The sequence below is a fragment of the Streptomyces sp. NPDC040405 genome (assembly GCF_055595765.1).
In genome coordinates, this window is record NZ_JBVIVI010000003.1 from 795,599 (window position 1) to 810,990 (window position 15,392).

General features: G+C 72.1%; 14 protein-coding genes. 7 read left to right on the forward strand and 7 right to left on the reverse strand.

All coding sequences use genetic code 11. From position 1 onward, the window contains the following. Positions 1-173: 173 nt before the first annotated feature. Positions 174-2,078 carry an APC family permease gene (locus tag ACZ59A_RS17100; protein WP_470959696.1) on the forward strand — a complete coding sequence of 635 codons (1,905 nt, stop codon included), beginning with the start codon at positions 174-176 and terminating at the stop codon, positions 2,076-2,078. Between the two features lie 20 nt (positions 2,079-2,098). Here the strand turns inward: ACZ59A_RS17100 and ACZ59A_RS17105 are convergent, their stop codons facing one another. After that, the gene (locus ACZ59A_RS17105) at positions 2,099-2,617 is read right to left on the reverse strand and encodes a GNAT family N-acetyltransferase (protein WP_470959344.1); all 519 of its coding nucleotides are present in this window, start codon (positions 2,615-2,617) and stop codon (positions 2,099-2,101) included. Next, positions 2,614-3,945, reverse strand: coding sequence for a radical SAM protein (locus ACZ59A_RS17110; RefSeq protein WP_470959347.1), 1,332 nt, complete (start codon positions 3,943-3,945; stop codon positions 2,614-2,616). The genes ACZ59A_RS17105 and ACZ59A_RS17110 overlap by 4 nt, the downstream gene beginning before the upstream one ends. Before the next feature lie 138 nt (positions 3,946-4,083). Here ACZ59A_RS17110 and ACZ59A_RS17115 point away from each other — a divergent pair, with 138 nt between their 5' ends. The 4 genes from ACZ59A_RS17115 to ACZ59A_RS17130 are packed head-to-tail and all read left to right on the forward strand — an operon-like array spanning position 4,084 to position 8,879. After that, positions 4,084-5,190, forward strand: a complete 1,107-nt coding sequence (locus ACZ59A_RS17115) for an NAD(+)/NADH kinase (RefSeq protein ID WP_470959350.1) — start codon at positions 4,084-4,086, stop codon at positions 5,188-5,190. Between the two features lie 10 nt (positions 5,191-5,200). Next, positions 5,201-5,791: a 2Fe-2S iron-sulfur cluster-binding protein gene (locus ACZ59A_RS17120; protein ID WP_470959353.1), complete on the forward strand. Its 591-nt coding sequence runs from the start codon at positions 5,201-5,203 to the stop codon at positions 5,789-5,791. Next, on the forward strand, positions 5,788-6,783 hold the full coding sequence (locus ACZ59A_RS17125; protein ID WP_470959356.1) for an FAD binding domain-containing protein: 996 nt from the start codon (positions 5,788-5,790) through the stop codon (positions 6,781-6,783). Before ACZ59A_RS17120 ends, ACZ59A_RS17125 begins: the two co-directional genes overlap by 4 nt. Next, a complete protein-coding gene (locus tag ACZ59A_RS17130) occupies positions 6,780-8,879 on the forward strand; it encodes a xanthine dehydrogenase family protein molybdopterin-binding subunit (protein ID WP_470959359.1) in 2,100 nt (699 codons plus the stop codon). The genes ACZ59A_RS17125 and ACZ59A_RS17130 overlap by 4 nt, the downstream gene beginning before the upstream one ends. A gap of 114 nt (positions 8,880-8,993) precedes the next feature. Here the strand turns inward: ACZ59A_RS17130 and ACZ59A_RS17135 are convergent, their stop codons facing one another. Next, the gene (locus ACZ59A_RS17135; protein WP_470959361.1) at positions 8,994-10,148 is read right to left on the reverse strand and encodes a S1 family peptidase; all 1,155 of its coding nucleotides are present in this window, start codon (positions 10,146-10,148) and stop codon (positions 8,994-8,996) included. Positions 10,149-10,380: 232 nt separating this feature from the next. On the opposite strand from ACZ59A_RS17135, the gene ACZ59A_RS17140 reads away from it, so the two are divergent. Beyond that, on the forward strand, positions 10,381-10,629 hold the full coding sequence (locus ACZ59A_RS17140) for a hypothetical protein (RefSeq protein ID WP_470959364.1): 249 nt from the start codon (positions 10,381-10,383) through the stop codon (positions 10,627-10,629). Between the two features lie 46 nt (positions 10,630-10,675). Here the strand turns inward: ACZ59A_RS17140 and ACZ59A_RS17145 are convergent, their stop codons facing one another. The 3 genes from ACZ59A_RS17145 to ACZ59A_RS17155 form a co-directional block, all read right to left on the reverse strand. Continuing rightward, entirely contained in the window at positions 10,676-11,776 is a 1,101-nt protein-coding gene (locus ACZ59A_RS17145; protein WP_470959367.1) for an acyltransferase family protein, read from the reverse strand. A 168-nt stretch (positions 11,777-11,944) separates the two neighbouring features. After that, positions 11,945-12,655 carry a dihydroxyacetone kinase subunit DhaL gene (dhaL, locus tag ACZ59A_RS17150; protein ID WP_468045641.1) on the reverse strand — a complete coding sequence of 237 codons (711 nt, stop codon included), beginning with the start codon at positions 12,653-12,655 and terminating at the stop codon, positions 11,945-11,947. 41 nt (positions 12,656-12,696) lie between these two features. Continuing rightward, entirely contained in the window at positions 12,697-13,695 is a 999-nt protein-coding gene (locus ACZ59A_RS17155) for a dihydroxyacetone kinase subunit DhaK (protein WP_470959370.1), read from the reverse strand. Positions 13,696-13,935: 240 nt separating this feature from the next. On the opposite strand from ACZ59A_RS17155, the gene ACZ59A_RS17160 reads away from it, so the two are divergent. Further along, a complete protein-coding gene (locus tag ACZ59A_RS17160; RefSeq protein ID WP_470959373.1) occupies positions 13,936-14,940 on the forward strand; it encodes a 1-aminocyclopropane-1-carboxylate deaminase in 1,005 nt (334 codons plus the stop codon). A gap of 190 nt (positions 14,941-15,130) precedes the next feature. Here the strand turns inward: ACZ59A_RS17160 and ACZ59A_RS17165 are convergent, their stop codons facing one another. Further along, positions 15,131-15,328, reverse strand: a complete 198-nt coding sequence (locus tag ACZ59A_RS17165; protein WP_470959376.1) for a hypothetical protein — start codon at positions 15,326-15,328, stop codon at positions 15,131-15,133. Between the last annotated feature and the right edge of the window lie 64 nt (positions 15,329-15,392).

Consider the following 15,392-nt stretch of genomic DNA (forward strand, 5'->3'; position numbering starts at 1 on the left):
CATCCGGCCGGGTGCCGCCGACCGGTGCGCGCGGGCCGCTGCGCATACGCTGGCCAGGCAGTCTCACGATGGCTGAAACTCTTCGCCACCCCCGACAGGAGCGCATCGTGACCGGCTCTTCCCGCCACCTCTCCGCCCCGCGGGGCGGACCGCGGCACCGGCTGCGCGCATGGATGCTGAAGGGCCTCACCGACATCTCCAAGCGGCCGTCCGGGCCGCACGCCGAACCAGACAGCGCGGACGAGGGCCGCCCGTGGTGGCGGGTCATGTGCCTGACCGGCCTCGACTACTTCTCGACCCTCGGCTACCAGCCCGGCATCGCCGCCCTCGCTGCCGGACTGCTGTCCCCGCTGGCCACGGTCGTGCTGGTGGTGGTGACCCTCGCGGGCGCGCTGCCGGTCTACCGGCGCGTGGCCGTCGAGAGCCCGCACGGCCAGGGCTCGGTCGCGATGCTGGAGCGGCTGCTGACGTTCTGGAGGGCCAAGCTCTTCGTCCTCACCCTGCTGGGCTTCGCCGCGACCGACTTCCTGATCACCATCACCCTCTCGGCCGCCGACGCCACCGCCCATCTGGTGGAGAACCCGCACTTCACGAACGTGCTCCACGGCCACGAGGTGGCCATCACCCTGGTCCTGGTCGGCCTCCTCGGCGCGGTCTTCCTCAAGGGGTTCACCGAGGCCATCGGGCTGGCCGTCGTCCTGGTCGGCGTCTATCTGCTGCTCAACGTCGTCGTGGTGGCCGTGGGGCTGTGGCACGTCTTCACCGCACCGGAGGTGATCACCGACTGGACCACCGCGCTCACCGCCCAGCGTGGCAACCCCCTGGTCATGATCGCCGTATCCCTGGTGATCTTCCCCAAGCTGGCGCTCGGGCTGTCCGGATTCGAGACCGGCGTCGCCGTCATGCCGCACATCGAGGGGAAACCAGGCGACACCGAGGAGCGCCCCACCGGCCGCATCAAGGGCGCCCGGAAGCTGCTCACCACCGCCGCGCTGATCATGAGCGTGTTCTTGATCACCTCCAGCCTGATCACGACCCTGCTGATCCCGCAGCACGCGTTCCAGCCGGGCGGCGCGGCCAACGGACGCGCCCTGGCCTACCTCGCCCACCAGTACCTGGGATCCGCCTTCGGCAGCGTCTACGACGCCTCCACCATCGCCATCCTCTGGTTCGCGGGCGCCTCCGCCATGGCCGGGCTGCTCAACCTCATGCCCCGCTACCTCCCGCGCTACGGCATGGCACCCCACTGGGCGCGCGCGGTGCGCCCGATGGTGCTCGTCTTCACCCTCATCGCGTTCCTGGTGACCTGGCTGTTCAAGGCCGATGTGGACGCCCAGGGCGGCGCGTACGCCACCGGTGTCCTCGTCCTCATCACCTCCGCCACGATCGCCGTCACTATCGCCGCGCGGCGCGCCCGGCAGCGCGGCTGGACGATCGGCTTCGGGGCCATCGCGGTCGTCTTCCTCTACACCACGGCCGCCAACGTCATCGAGCGGCCCGACGGCGTCAAGATCGGCGCCTGCTTCATCGGCGGCATCATGGCCGTGTCCCTGCTGTCCCGGGCCGCCCGTGCCTTCGAGCTACGGGTCACCAGCGTCACCTTCGACGACATGGCCCAGCGGTTCGTCCGGGATACCGCCCACCGCAAGATCCGGTTCATCGCCAACAAGCCGCAGGCCTGTGACCTGGCCGAATACCGCGACAAGGAGCAGGCGATCCGGGACGACAACGACATCCCTCCCGAGGACGACATCATCTTCGTCGAGGTCACCGTCGCCGACCCGTCCGAGTTCGAGAGCGAGCTGCGGGTGTGCGGAAAGGTGATGCACGGCCGCTACCGGGTGCTCACCATGGAGAGCGCCACCGTCGCCAACGCGCTCGCCGCGCTGCTGCTGGCGGTGCGCGACCAGGCCGGTCAGCGGCCGCACATCCACTTCGAGTGGACCGAGGGCAACCCCCTCGCCCACTTCCTCCGCTTCTTCCTCTTCGGCCAGGGCGAGGTGGCCCCCGTCACCCGCGAGGTGCTCCGCGAGGCCGAACCCGACCGCGACCGCCGCCCCCACATCCACGTCGGCTGACCCCCGCCCCGCGCGGGCCCCTACGCCACGACCGCCCGCCACCTGACCTCGCCGTCCTGCCGGTGGCCGGTGGGCGCCAGCCCGGCGGCGCGGGCGACGGCCGCCGAGGCCCGGTGGCGGGGGTGGATGTGCGCGATCACCTCGGTTACGGACCGGGCCGTGAGCCACCCCACCAGGGCCCGGGCCGCCTCCGTGGCGTACCCCCGGCCCTGCCACGCCGTGCCCACCACCCAGGCGACCTCGGCGGTGCGCCCGGCCGCGGGGCCGCCGACCGTGGCCTGGACCGTACCCACCAGGCACCGCTCGGCAGGCGCGTGGAGCACCCAGTTGCACCACGCCACCTCCGGGTCGGGCGAGCCCGCGACCAGCGTTGCGTAACGGGCCCGCAGGGCCGCGGCGTCCAGCGGGGCGCCGCCGGTGAAGGTGTGCAGGCCGGGGTCGGACAGCACCCCGGCCATCTCCCCGGCGTGCTCGATCCGCAGCGGCCGCAGCTCCAGCCGCGCGGTGGGGATGACCGCCGCGCGGGCGGGGTGGCTCACTCCGACGCCGCGGCCACGGGCTCGTCGGCCGACAGGCTGTCCATGAACGAGCTGACCGAGAACACGGCCCGCCCCGGCCCGGCCGGGCCGTACCCCGGGGGTGAGGTCAGCCCGTACTCCTCCAGCGTCGCCCGGTAGGTCTCCAGCAGCCGGATGTGGTACTCCAGCGGCGCGCCCTGCGGATTGGCCTTGCCGAGCGGCGTGGTCGGCTCCGGGCACCAGGTGGTGAACCGGGGGACGACGCCGTTCGACATGAAGAACCGCAGCCCCTCGGCGGTCGAGTCGATGGCCTCGCCCACGCTGGTGAAGCCGAACGGCTCGGCCATCTCCACGCCCGCCACGAAGTTGGGGATCACATTGCGCGCGCCGAACACCTCGGTCGAGTCCAGGATCCGCCGGTGCCACTCGTCCCGGCCGACGTAGCGCTCCTTGCCCGGGCAGTACAGCTCGAACAGCCGCCGGTCCCACACCTCGAAGTTGGGGTGGTAGATGCTGATGCCGTAGTCGTGGAAGCGCTGGACGTCGTCGCGCGGCAGCGCCTGCGCCACCACCTTGCCGATCCAGCGGCCCGGGAAACGCTCCTCGATGGCCTTCGCGTAGTGGCCGTAGAAGTCGGCCTCGTCACGGCCGGCGACCTTCGAGGTGATCGAGCCGCCGGTGAGGGTGTACGCCTTCGAGGCACCGGCGGTGTCGTGCCGGTCGATGATCTCCAGCGCCTCCAGCACCTCCTCGACCGGCTTGACCCCGGTGTACGGGCGGCCCGCCGCCTTGTGCTGGCGCCAGTTGTGGTTGATGTCGCAGTACTGGCACTCCTCCTTGGCGCCGAAGTACTGGCACACCCGGAACACCGTCAGATAGACCAGGTAGCCCCACTGGATGGTCGGGGCGACCTCCATCACCGACTTGCCGTTCGACAGCGTGTGCCGGTAGTAGTCCGGCATCGGCGGCAGCCCGACGTCCGCGATCCGGGTCCCGTCCAGATACAGCCCCAGCGCCCCGTCCTCCCCGGCCCGCACCACATACGGCGAGTCCGGGTTGACGCGCACCGACACCACGGTGCGCCGCAGCCCGTACGGCCCGCCGGTGAGCACGACCTCCTCCGGCGGCCGGTTGAGCGCGGCAGCGCCGAGCTCGGGAAGGGTGCGGTGGTCGAAGGAGAAGATGAAGTACGACTTCGGCTTGACGTCCCCGTCGTCGCCGCTGAGCGCGGAGTCGTCGAAGGCCATGCCGCCGCGCAGCAGGTCCTCCTTGATCACCGCCTCCGGCGGCACCTGCGGGAAGCGCCCCATCAGCTCCTCGACCAGCGCGGTACGGTTCGGACTCGTCATCTGTGCTGCACCATCCCTGATTCGATGAGACTCGCCGGCTCCCCCGCAGCTCCGTCGTCCCCGCCACCCTAGATCAACCCCCATGGTCCCCCCGCTGCCGGGCACGGTGCGCCGGGTCGCTCTACGGTGGGGAGGAGGATGCCTGTCAACCGGCTCGGCCTGGTCGTCCACCAGGCCCGCCCCGCCGCCGTCGCGGCGGCCCGTGCCGCGCACTCGTGGGCCGCCGCGCGGGGCATCTCCTGCACTGAGATCGACGTATGGCGCGCGGAGCAGCCGCGGCGCAGCGCGCGGGAGGAGTCCGCGGCGGCCGGGCATCCCGATCTGATCGTCACCTTCGGCGGTGACGGCACCTTCCTGCGCGGGGCCCGGATCGCGGTCAGGGACGGCGCCGCGGCGCTGGGGGTGAACGTGGGCCGGGTCGGCTTCCTCACCGAGATCACCCCCGACGACGTACGGCATGCCCTGGACGCCGTGCAGGCGGGCCGCACCACGGTCGAGGAGCGCATGATGCTCACGCTGCGGGCGTCGCGGCCGCTGGACATGCCCGCCGGGATGGAGGCGCTGCTGCGGTACGGACGCGGGCCCGTGCTGCCCGCGCCGAAGATCCGGCCCGGCAGCCCCGAGGAGGTCGGCTGGGGCGTCGCCCTGGACGTCACCGCCCTCAACGATGTCGTGTTCGAGAAGCTGGCCCGCGACCGCCAGGCCGGACTCGCGGTCTATGTGGCCGGGCAGTTGCTCGCCTCGTACTCGGCCGACGCCATCATCGTGGCCACTCCCACCGGCTCCACCGCCTACAGCTTCGCCGCGGGCGGCCCGGTCCTCTCCCCGCACATGGACGCGGTCGTCTTCACCCCCGTAGCCCCGCACATCGCCTTCGACCGCACCGTGGTGGCCGCGGTGGACGAGGCCGTCGCGATCCGGGTGCTGCCGCACTCCGGGCGGGTGGCCGTCTCCATCGACGGGCAGCTGCGCGGGGTGCTGGAGCCGGGCGACTGGGTGGCGGCGTACCGGGCCCCGGCCCGGCTGCGGCTGGTGCGGCTGCGGCCCGCCGAGTTCTACCACCGGCTGCGCGACCGCTTCCGGCTCGCCGACTCGCCCGCCGCCGACCAGGCCCCGCCGTTCTACCGGCCCCGCAGCCCGGTCCCCGACGACCTCGCCCATCTGCGACTGCCCCCGCCCCCGCCGCCCGGTGAGCCCGGGGCCCCCGGTGAACCCGAGGCGCCCGGTGAAGATGCGGGGCTCTGAACCCGGTGCCATGGTGTGGGTTGTGACAGCTCAGAGGTTTCACACCGATCTCACGCTGCGTGTCAACGGCACCGACCGGCCCCTCACCCTCGACAACCGGGTGACCCTGCTGGACGCCCTGCGCGAACACCTCGCGCTGACCGGCACCAAGAAGGGCTGCGACCACGGCCAGTGCGGCGCCTGCACGGTCCTGATCGACGGCGAACGGGTGAACAGCTGCCTGGTGTTGGCCGTGACCGCGGCCGGTCATGACATCACCACCATCGAGGGCGTCGCGGACCTCGCCGCCGAGGGCGATCTGCACCCGCTCCAGCGGGCGTTCCTGGAACACGACGGCTTCCAGTGCGGCTACTGCACCCCTGGCCAGATCTGCTCGGCCATCGGCGCGCTCGGCGAGGCGGCCCGCGGCTGGCCCAGCCACGCCACCGAGGACGTGGCCGCCGGTGTCCGCGCGCCCGACGCGCTGGACGACGACGAGATCCGGGAGCGGATGAGCGGCAACCTGTGCCGCTGCGGGGCCTACCGGGGCATCGTGGACGCCATCCGCGAGGCCGCCGGGCCGGACGGCCAGGGTGTGCCGGTCCGGGGCGGTGTGCGATGAAGCCCTTCGCCTTTGAGCGCGCCACCCGCCCCGAGGCCGCCGCCTCCCTCGTCGCGGACTCCACCCGGGCGGTGTACCTGGCCGGGGGAACCAACCTGGTCGACCTGATGAAGCTCGGCGTCACCGAGCCCGCCATGGTCGTGGACATCACCGGACTGCCGTACGACCGCATCGAGCACCGCGCCGACGGCGGGGTGCTCATCGGGGCACTGGTGCCGGGCAGCGAACTCTCCGGCGACCGCGGCATCCGGACACGCTTCCCGGCCCTCGCGCAGGCGCTGCTGGCCGGGGCCTCCGGACAGCTGCGGACCCGCGCGACCACCGGCGGCAATCTGCTGCAGCGCACCCGCTGCGTGTACTTCCAGGACGTCACCAAGCCCTGCAACAAGCGGGCCCCGGGCACGGGGTGTTCGGCCATCGAGGGCAGCCACCGCGACCTCGGCGTGATCGGCACCTCCGATGCCTGCGTGGCCACCAACCCCTCCGACATGGCGGTGGCCATGGCCGCGCTCGACGCCGTCGTCCATCTGCGGCGCGTCGACGGCAGTCCCCGCACCGTCTCCCTCGCCGACTTCCACCTGCTGCCCGGCGACACCCCGCACCGCGAGACGGTGCTGCAGCCCGGCGACCTCGTCACCGGCGTCGAGCTGCCACCGCCACCGCCCGGCGCCATGCGCTACCGCAAGGTGCGCGACCGCTGGTCGTACGCGTTCGCGGTGGTGTCCCTCGCTGCGGTGGCCGCCACCGACGACGGGGGAGCGCTGCGGGAGATCCGGCTCGCGCTCGGCGGGGTGGCGCCCAAGCCATGGCGGGCGCACAAGGCCGAGCGGCTGCTGACCGGGCAGCGGCCGACCGAGGACGCGCTGCGGACCGCGGCCCTGGCCGAGTTCGCCTCGGCGCGCCCGCTGCCGCACAACGCCTTCAAGGTCGGCCTCGCCGTGGACCTCATCGTGGCCACCGTGCGCGACCTCGTGGCGGGGGAGGGGCGATGACCACACTCGAACGGACCGTGGGCGCCGAGGTGACCCGGATCGAAGGGCGCGACAAGGTCACCGGTACCGCGCTCTACGCGTACGAATACCCCGTGCCGGACGCCTTGTACGGCGTGGCGGTGCAGTCCACCATCGCCCGTGGCCGGGTGCGTTCCGTCGACGCGGGCGCCGCACTGGCCCTCCCCGGGGTCGTCGCCGTGCTGGACAGCGGCGGTGTGCCGCGGCTGCACCCGACCGACGACCCGGAGCTGTCGGTCCTGCAGTCCGCCGAGGTCGCCTACCGCGGGCAGATCGTGGCGGGCGTGGTCGCGGACACCTACGAGACGGCGCGTCAGGCCGCGGAGGCGGTACGCGTCGTCTACGAGGAGGAGCCGCACGACGTCGTCCTGCGCGACGGAGACCCGCACATCTTCGTCCCCGAGACGGTCAACGCCGGTTACCCGGGCCGGACGGAGACCGGCGACGTGGACACCGCCCTGGCCACGGCGCCGGTCACCATCGACGCCACGTACACCACGCCGCCCGAGCACACCTGCGCGATGGAACCGCACGCCACCCTCGCGGTCTGGGACGGCGACACGCTGACCCTCTACAACGGCGACCAGGGGCCCTGGGTGACGGCGGGCACCCTCGCCACCCTGTTCGGGCTCCCTGACGGCGCCGTACGGATCGTGGCGGACCATGTGGGCGGCGGCTTCGGCTCCAAGGCGCTGCCCCGCCCGCCCACGGTGCTGGCCGCGCTGGCCGCGCGGGTGGTCGGCCGCCCGGTGAAGGTGGCGGCGACCCGGCAGCAGATGTTCACCATGGTCTCGTACCGGACCCCCACCGTGCAGCGGATCCGGCTGGGCGCCGAGCGCGACGGGCGGCTCACCGCGATCTCGCACAACGCGCTCCAGCAGAGCTCGCGGCTCGCCCCGTACTGCGAGCAGACCGTCGTCGCCACCCGAATGATGTACGCGGCGCCGCACCGCCGTACCATCCACCGGCTGGCTCAGCTCGACGTGCCCACGCCGTCGTGGATGCGGGCGCCCGGCGAGTCACCGGGGATGTTCGCGCTGGAGAGCGCGATGGACGAGCTGGCGTACGCGCTGGACATGGACCCCATCGAGCTGAGGGTGGTCAACGAACCGTCAGTGGACCCCGAGTCGGGGAACGCCTTCAGCAGCCGCAACCTGGTCGCCTGTCTGCACGAGGGCGCGGCCCGGTTCGGCTGGGCGGGGCGCGACCCCCGCCCCGGCCGCCGCCGCGAGGGGCGGTGGCTGGTGGGTACGGGCGTCGCGGCGGGCAACTACCCCGCCTACACGCTGCCCGCCACCGCGACCGCCCGGGCGGAGCCCGACGGGCGCTTCACCGTACGGATCGCCGCCGTCGACATCGGCACCGGGGCCCGTACCGCACTGACCCAGGTGGCCGCGGACGAACTCGGCGTGGCGCTGGACCGGGTCACCCTGGACATCGGCCGCAGCGCCTTCGGCTCGGCCCCCTTCGCGGGCGGCTCCATGGGGACCAGCTCATGGGGGTGGGCGGTCAGCAAGGTGTGCCGGGCGCTGGCCAAGCGGCTCGGCGAGGTGTCCGGCCGGATTCCGCCCGGCGGACTGGAGGCGCACGCGGACACCACAGAGGACGTCCAGGCCCGGAAGGACCTCGCGCGCCACGCCTACGGCGCCCAGTTCGCGGAGGTGCGGGTGGACGCGGACACCGGGCAGGTGCGGGTCGACCGGCTGCTGGGGATGTTCGCCGCCGGGCGCATCATCAACGCCCGTACGGCCCGCTCGCAGCTGCGCGGCGGCATGTGCATGGGGCTGTCGGCCGCGCTGTACGAAAACCTCGAACTCGACCCAAACTTCGGCGACTTCGCCAACCACGACCTCGCCACTTACCACGTGGCGGCACACGCCGATGTGCGCGATGTCGAGGCCCACTGGATCGAGGAGGACGACGATCAGCTCAACCCGATCGGCGCCAAGGGAGTCGGGGAGCTGGGCATCGTCGGGACGGCGGCGGCCATCGCCAACGCCGTCCATCACGCGACAGGGGTGCGGGTGCGCGATCTGCCGATCACCCTGGAGCGGGTGCGTCCGGCCCTGCCGCACTGACCTGGGATGACCTGAGATACTGAGCGGGGCGGTTTTCGGCCCCCCGCCCGGGTGTCCCGCGGTAACGGCGCGGGACACCCGGTGCGTGAGGGTCAGCCGTGCGAGGGCGTGGCCTTACTGGGCCGCGCCGCCACCGGCTCCGCCGTCGCCGATCGTGGCGCCGACGGCCTCCAGCGCGGTGGTCACCGGCTGGAAGAAGGTCTCACCGCCCGCGGTGCAGTCGCCACTGCCGCCGGAGGTCAGGCCGATGGCCTTGCCGTCGTCGGTGAAGAGGGAGCCGCCGCTGTCGCCGGGCTCGGCGCAGACATCGGTCTGGATGAGCCCGCTGACCGAGCCCTCCGCGTAGTTGACGGTCGCGTTCAGACCGGTGACCGAGCCGCCGTTCAGCCCGGTGGTGCTGCCCATGCGCTGCACCTCCTGGCCCACCGACGCCTCGGCCGCCTCGGTGATGTTCACCGTCTTGCCGTCGCCGGTGTTGACCGTGCTCGGCGCCTCGGTGGCGGCGTCGTCGTACGTGGCGAGCGCGAAGTCGCCGGTGCCCGGGAAGGTGGCGTCCTTGACCGTGGCGACCGGGGCGCCGTCCTGGGTCTCCGACCACTCCTCGGCCGCGACACCGCAGTGACCGGCGGTCAGGAAGCCGGGATCGCCGCTGTCGGTGGTGACGTTGAAGCCCAGGGAGCAGCGCGAACCGCCACCGAAGATGGCGTCACCGCCCTCGGCGAAGGTCTTGAACGTGCCCGCGGAGCGCTTGACGTCGGCCATGTCCGCGCCGAGCGACTTCACGGTGGACTCGAGGCTGTCCCACTTCGCGCCCTTGACGGTGCTGTCCGCCGTGACCTGGAGCTTGTTGGTCTTGGGGTTGATGGCCCAGGCGGTGCCCGCCATGGTGGCCTTCTCCTTGAGCGTCGCCTCGGCGGCCTTCAGCGACTTCATGCTGTTCTTGGCGGCCTTGGGGACGGCCCCGGCACTCTTGACCGCAGCGACCTCGACATTGTTGTTGTCACCGATGACATTGACGATGACCTGCTGCTGTTCCTTGTCGTACCAGGCACCGCCGAACGCCTCGCCCAGACTCGACGCGAGCTGCGCGATGGCGTCCGAGGCGGACGAGGAGTTGAACGCCTTGGGCTTGGCGTCGATGGCCTCGGACTTCTTGTCCTCCGAGGCATTGGCGTTGGGCAGCACAATGGCGGCACCCACGACGGCGGCGGCCGCGGCAGCCCCAATGACGATCTTTGTCTTGGGGACGCGCTTGTGACTCCGGCTCAACTTATGACCTCCTGTGGGGCGCACGGGGTCGTACGCAGGGGACGGGGTTCGCTACGGCTGTTGATACGCAGGGGCCGCTCGTTGTGTTCAGACCAATTTCGCGGCCTGACGGTGACGGGCCTCACACCTGGAAACGCGGAGCGGCAATGTCTGCATTGGTGTCCGTGTGCGGGGTACCGGGCGTCCTGTGTCCCTTTCCGCCCACGAGACCCGCCTACGAGAGGAGCGCATCGTGAGTGACGACCGGCAACCGGAAGCGCCCGGCGAGAACGGCCCCGCGATCCCGAGGGACCTGCCCGATCAGCAGGCGCAGGGCGGCCCGGACCCACTGGACATCACCGGCAGCACCCCGCACACCACCCCGCCCCACCGCCCGGAAGACGTTCCCGACCTGGACGAACCCGGCACCCGTCGGCGCGGAAAGCCGCACAGCGGAGGCGTACACCCCGAGCAGCCGGTCCCCGACGAGCCCTCCGCATGAACGAGTGCCCCGGCGCGGCCGGAGAGCTTCTGGTGACGTCGTACGGCTAAGCCGAACTCTCCACGCGCCGGGCGCCGGACTTCTCGTTCCCGGTGCGCCGGAACGCCCACGCCATGCGAGGCTCCACCACTCCGCGGAAGACCCGCCGCACCGGCGCCGTGCACAGCAGCGTGATCATGGCGACGGCCGCGGCGGTCACCGCCAGCTCACCGAGCGGGGTGTGCAGCCACGGATGGTCGTACCACCGGCCGAAACGCGACGACTTGATGATGAAGCCGTGCAGCAGATAGCCGTACATCGTCCCCGCGCCGAGCACCGTGAACCACATGCGCCGCCCCGGCACCCAGGCCAGGAAGCAGGCCGTCAGCACCAGCGCGCCCACGAAGAGGAGGGGAGTGGAGAGCAGCCCGGCCCACTCCGGTACGCCGTCCATCGCCGCGACGCTCTTGCGGTGGTAGAACCACTCCGAGTTGAACCACGGCGCCACCGAGTACGCCGTGATCAGCGCCACGATCCCGACCGGCAGCGCGATCCACCGCGCCCGCCAGGTGCGCAGCCGGGCGAAGTGCTCCGGGCGGAGGGTGAGCCCGAGCACGAAGAACGGCAGGAACGCCAGGGTGCGCTGCAGCGAGAGATCGCCGCCGGTCTCGGGCGAGAGCGAGCCGAGCGCGGCCACGGCCAGCGCGACCGGCACCGGATGGCGCAGCGCCAGCCACAGCGGGGTGGTGATCCGCCAGATGAACAGCGCGACCAGGAACCACATCACGTACCACGGGTCGAGCATGCTGAACGGCTCGTCCGGGTTGTCCTGCGCCCAGCGGGAGAAGAGGGTGTACAGGATCTCGAAGACGACGTAGGGCACGACCACACCGGTGAGCAGCCGCTGCAACCGCTTGGGCGCCATGTCGAAGGTGCGCGAGAAGTAGCCCGATATCAGCGCGAAGGCGGGCATGTGGAACGCGTACACCAGGAGGTAGATCGCCATCGAGGCCCGGCTGCCGTACGTCAGCGGCTCCCATGCGTGGCCGCAGGCCACCAGCACGATGGTGAGGTACTTCGCGTTGTCGAAATACGCGTCGCGGGCCTTGCCTTGGGCCGCGCCCTCACCCCGTGGTGGTCGTTCCGCTGTGGACTGCGGCGTTGTCACACGGGTGGGGGTGTCCTGGTGCACTGCTTCTCCCGGTCACCTTCGTACGAGCCAGCGAGGTTCCTGTTCGCCTGCCCGACGTGGCCCCGCTCATGACCGTTCACCCTAGTGGCGAATGACACCCCACATTCGCGGAACTGTCCGGATTCGATGAAGATCCCTAAAGGCTCAGTATTCGGCCCCCCGGTGCTCAGGAAGTCTGCTAACGGTGGTCAGTTCGCCATCGGCGGAGGCGAACAGCAGCGCCACGGCCAGGGCCCCCGGGTCGGGGACGCCGACCGCGTGCTCCCCGGTGTAGCTGGCCCGCCCGCGCCGGGCGCGCAGATAGGCGGTGGCCCGTGCGCCACGGTGGGCGGCCACCGCCGCGAGCCGCAGCGAGCGGGCCGGTTCGGCGGTCGGCGGGCAGTCGGCGAGCGCCTTCGCGGCCGGGAGAAGGGCGTCGACCATGGTCTTGTCGCCGACCTCGGCCTCGCCCACCCGCTGGATCGCGGCCGTCCCGGCGGCGATCCCGGCGGCCAGTTCGCCGGTGCCGGGCGGGGTGGGGGCGGCCGCGGCGACCGCGTCGGCCAGCTCCTGGAAGAGCAGGCCGAACAGCGGGCCGCTGGTGCCGCCGACCTCGTCGAGGAAGACCCGGGCGGCGGCGGCCAGCGGCGCCTCCGCCGTGTCCTCGCCGACCGCCGGGGTGGCGGACAGACTGTCCAGGGCGCGGCGCACCCCGTCCATGCCGGTGGCGATGTTGACACCGAAGTCTCCGTCGCCCGCCTGCTGGTCGAGGGCGGTCAGCTCGGGTTCGACGGACCGTACGGTGGCGCCGAAGCGCATCAGCCAGGCGGTGACGGTGGCGCGGGTGAGGGAGCGCGGGGCGGGGTTCTCGGACATGGGCGCGGGGCTCCTTGGGGCTTCGGACCGGCGGTCGGGGGTCACAGGGGCCAGGCCGCGGTGTGGGCGGGGGCGTCCCACAGGCGCAGGACCTCGTCGTCGGTGGCCATCAGGGACAGCGAGAAGCCACGCATGTCGAGGGCGCTGACGAAGGTGCCGGTCAGGGACCGGTCGAGGGCGGTGCCCCGGGCGTCGAGGGCCTTGGTGAGGATGTGGTGGATCCCGTACAGCTCCAGGGACGTGACCGAGCCCAGGCCGTTGATCAGCGCGAGCACCCGGGGCCGCGGGCCATGGGGGAGGGCGGCCAGCAGCCGGTCCGTCATGGTCTCGACCAGCTTGCTGAGCGGCGCGTGCGGCACGGTCTTGTCGGCGCGCTCACCGTGGATGCCGACCCCGAATTCCAGCACGTCCTCGGGCAGGTCGAAGGCCGGGGTCCCGGAGGCGGGGGTGGTGTGCGCGGCGGAGGCGAGGGCGAGGCTGCGGGAGCGCCGGGTCAGATCGACGCCGAGCGCGACGAGGTCGTCCAGTCCGCGTCCCTCGTCGGCGGCGGCGCCGAGGACCTTCTCCACGATCAGGGTGGCGCCGGTGCCGCGCCGGCCGACGGCGATCTCGTCGGAGTCGGTGGCGAGGTCGTCGTCGATCAGCACCCGCTCGCAGCGGATGCCCTCGTGGTGGAGGCGTTCGGCGGCGATGCCGAAGTTGATGCGGTCGCCGGTGTAGTTCTTGACCAGATGCAGTACGCCGCCGTCCCCGGCGACGGCGCGGCTGGCCTCGAAGATCTGCCGGTTGTGCGGCGAGGCGAAGATCCGGCCGGGGCAGGCGGCGTCCAGCATCCCGGCGCCGACGAATCCGGCGTGCAGCGGTTCATGGCCGGACCCGCCACCGGAGACCAGCCCGACCCGGCGGGCGGGCGAGGTGCCACGGGCGCGGAAGTATCCGTGTTCGGGGTGGTGTTCCACGAGGGCGGCGTGGGCGGTGGCGAAACCGGCGTGCGCGTCGGGGACCAGCGATTCGGAGGAGTCGGCGAAGTACAGCGGCATGGTCGTGGCTTCCCTATGGTCGTGGCTTCCCTGGATAGTGGGGCGGACAGGGTCACTGGCTTCGATGGTCCGCCGCGACCGGTGGGCCGGGCGCGCCGACCGACCCCAACGGAGTACACGCATAGCCCGGTCGTGCGACGGGGTAGGGCTGCCACCGGCCACGCTGAACACACCACGACACACACGCCACGAGCGCACACACCACGACGCACCCGCCCCACCTGCCCCATGGAGCCCGTCATGTCCCTCGACGACTTCGACCGCCACCCGCTGCTCTTCGGCCTCAGCCCCGTCCACCCCCTCGACCGCCTCAGCGACCATCTGGGCGGGCCCCGCGTCTGGGCCAAGCGCGAGGACTGCAACAGCGGGCTGGCCTACGGCGGCAACAAGACCCGCAAACTCGAATACCTGGTCCCCGACGCGCTCCGCCAAGGCGCCGACACGCTCGTGAGCATCGGCGGAGTGCAGTCCAACCACACCCGCCAGGTCGCCGCCGTGGCGGCCCGACTGGGGCTGAAGGCCGTCCTGGTGCAGGAGAGCTGGGTGGACTGGCCCGACGCGGTAAACGACAAGGTCGGCAACATCCTGCTGTCCCGCGTCATGGGGGCGCAGGTCCGGCTGGTCGACGCCGGGTTCGGCATCGAAGTCAAGGACAGCTGGACCCACGCCCTGGACGAGGTACGGGCCGCGGGCGGTACGCCGTACCCGATCCCGGCCGGTGCCTCCGACCATCCGCTGGGCGGGCTGGGCTTCGCCAACTGGGCGTACGAGGTCGAGCGGCAGGAACGCGAGCTGGGCGTGTTCTTCGACACCATCGTGGTGTGCAGTGTCACCGGCTCCACCCAGGCCGGGATGATCGCGGGCTTCGCGGGCCAGGACCGCCCCCGGCGGGTGCTGGGCATCGACGGCTCCGCGAAACCGGCCGAGACCCATGCCCAGGTGGAGAAGATCGCGCGGAACACCGCCGAGCTGATCGGCCTCGGCCGGGAGCTGCGCGACGAGGAGATCACCCTGCTGGAGGGCTGGGCGGGCGACGCGTACGGCGTCCCGGTGGCCTCCACCCTCGACGCCATCCGGCTCACCGGGGGCCTGGAGGGCGTGATCCTCGACCCGGTGTACGAGGGCAAGTCCATGGCCGGGCTCATCGACCTCGTGCGCGAGGGCGACATCCCCAGGGACTCCACGGTGCTGTACGCACACCTCGGCGGCCAGCCCGCGCTCAACGCGTACAGCGGGGCGTTCTAGCGCCTCCGGCGCCGAAGGTGACGGACCCGAACACCGGACCTGGGCCGCGCCTGTGTGCCGCTGACCGCCGATCTGCGGGACGCGGCCCAGGCGCGGCACTGCCCGCGCACAGCGCCGTCAACGAGATCCTGGTGCGCCCCACGGCCCAGGAACACTGACCCCGCGCGCCGGGCGGGGCCGGGCCGTGGGCCTACTTCCCGAGCGCCTGCTTCAGCTGGGACTTGGTCATCCGGGAGCGGCCCTCGATGTTGCGCCGCTTGGCCTCGGCGTAGAGCTGGTCCCGCGTGGGGCCCTGCGACCCGGTGTGCGACCGCTGACCGCCGCGACGCGAGGGCGACATGATGTGTTCGTACTGCCGCTCCCGCTTCGAGCTCGATCCCCTGGGCATGAGACGCACCTTCCTTCCGGAGACAAGCACAACGGCGACGAGTACCACTATTTCCGCTTCGGAC

Coding starts and splice junctions, on each gene's coding strand:
- ACZ59A_RS17100 (WP_470959696.1), top strand. CDS start 174: ATGCTGAAGGGCCTCACCGACATCTCCAAGCGGCCGTCCGGGCCGCAC.
- ACZ59A_RS17110 (WP_470959347.1), bottom strand. CDS start 3,945: ATGACGAGTCCGAACCGTACCGCGCTGGTCGAGGAGCTGATGGGGCGC.
- ACZ59A_RS17115 (WP_470959350.1), top strand. CDS start 4,084: ATGCCTGTCAACCGGCTCGGCCTGGTCGTCCACCAGGCCCGCCCCGCC.
- ACZ59A_RS17120 (WP_470959353.1), top strand. CDS start 5,201: ATGGTGTGGGTTGTGACAGCTCAGAGGTTTCACACCGATCTCACGCTG.
- ACZ59A_RS17125 (WP_470959356.1), top strand. CDS start 5,788: ATGAAGCCCTTCGCCTTTGAGCGCGCCACCCGCCCCGAGGCCGCCGCC.
- ACZ59A_RS17130 (WP_470959359.1), top strand. CDS start 6,780: ATGACCACACTCGAACGGACCGTGGGCGCCGAGGTGACCCGGATCGAA.
- dhaL (WP_468045641.1), bottom strand. CDS start 12,655: ATGTCCGAGAACCCCGCCCCGCGCTCCCTCACCCGCGCCACCGTCACC.
- ACZ59A_RS17155 (WP_470959370.1), bottom strand. CDS start 13,695: ATGCCGCTGTACTTCGCCGACTCCTCCGAATCGCTGGTCCCCGACGCG.
- ACZ59A_RS17160 (WP_470959373.1), top strand. CDS start 13,936: ATGTCCCTCGACGACTTCGACCGCCACCCGCTGCTCTTCGGCCTCAGC.
- ACZ59A_RS17165 (WP_470959376.1), bottom strand. CDS start 15,328: ATGCCCAGGGGATCGAGCTCGAAGCGGGAGCGGCAGTACGAACACATC.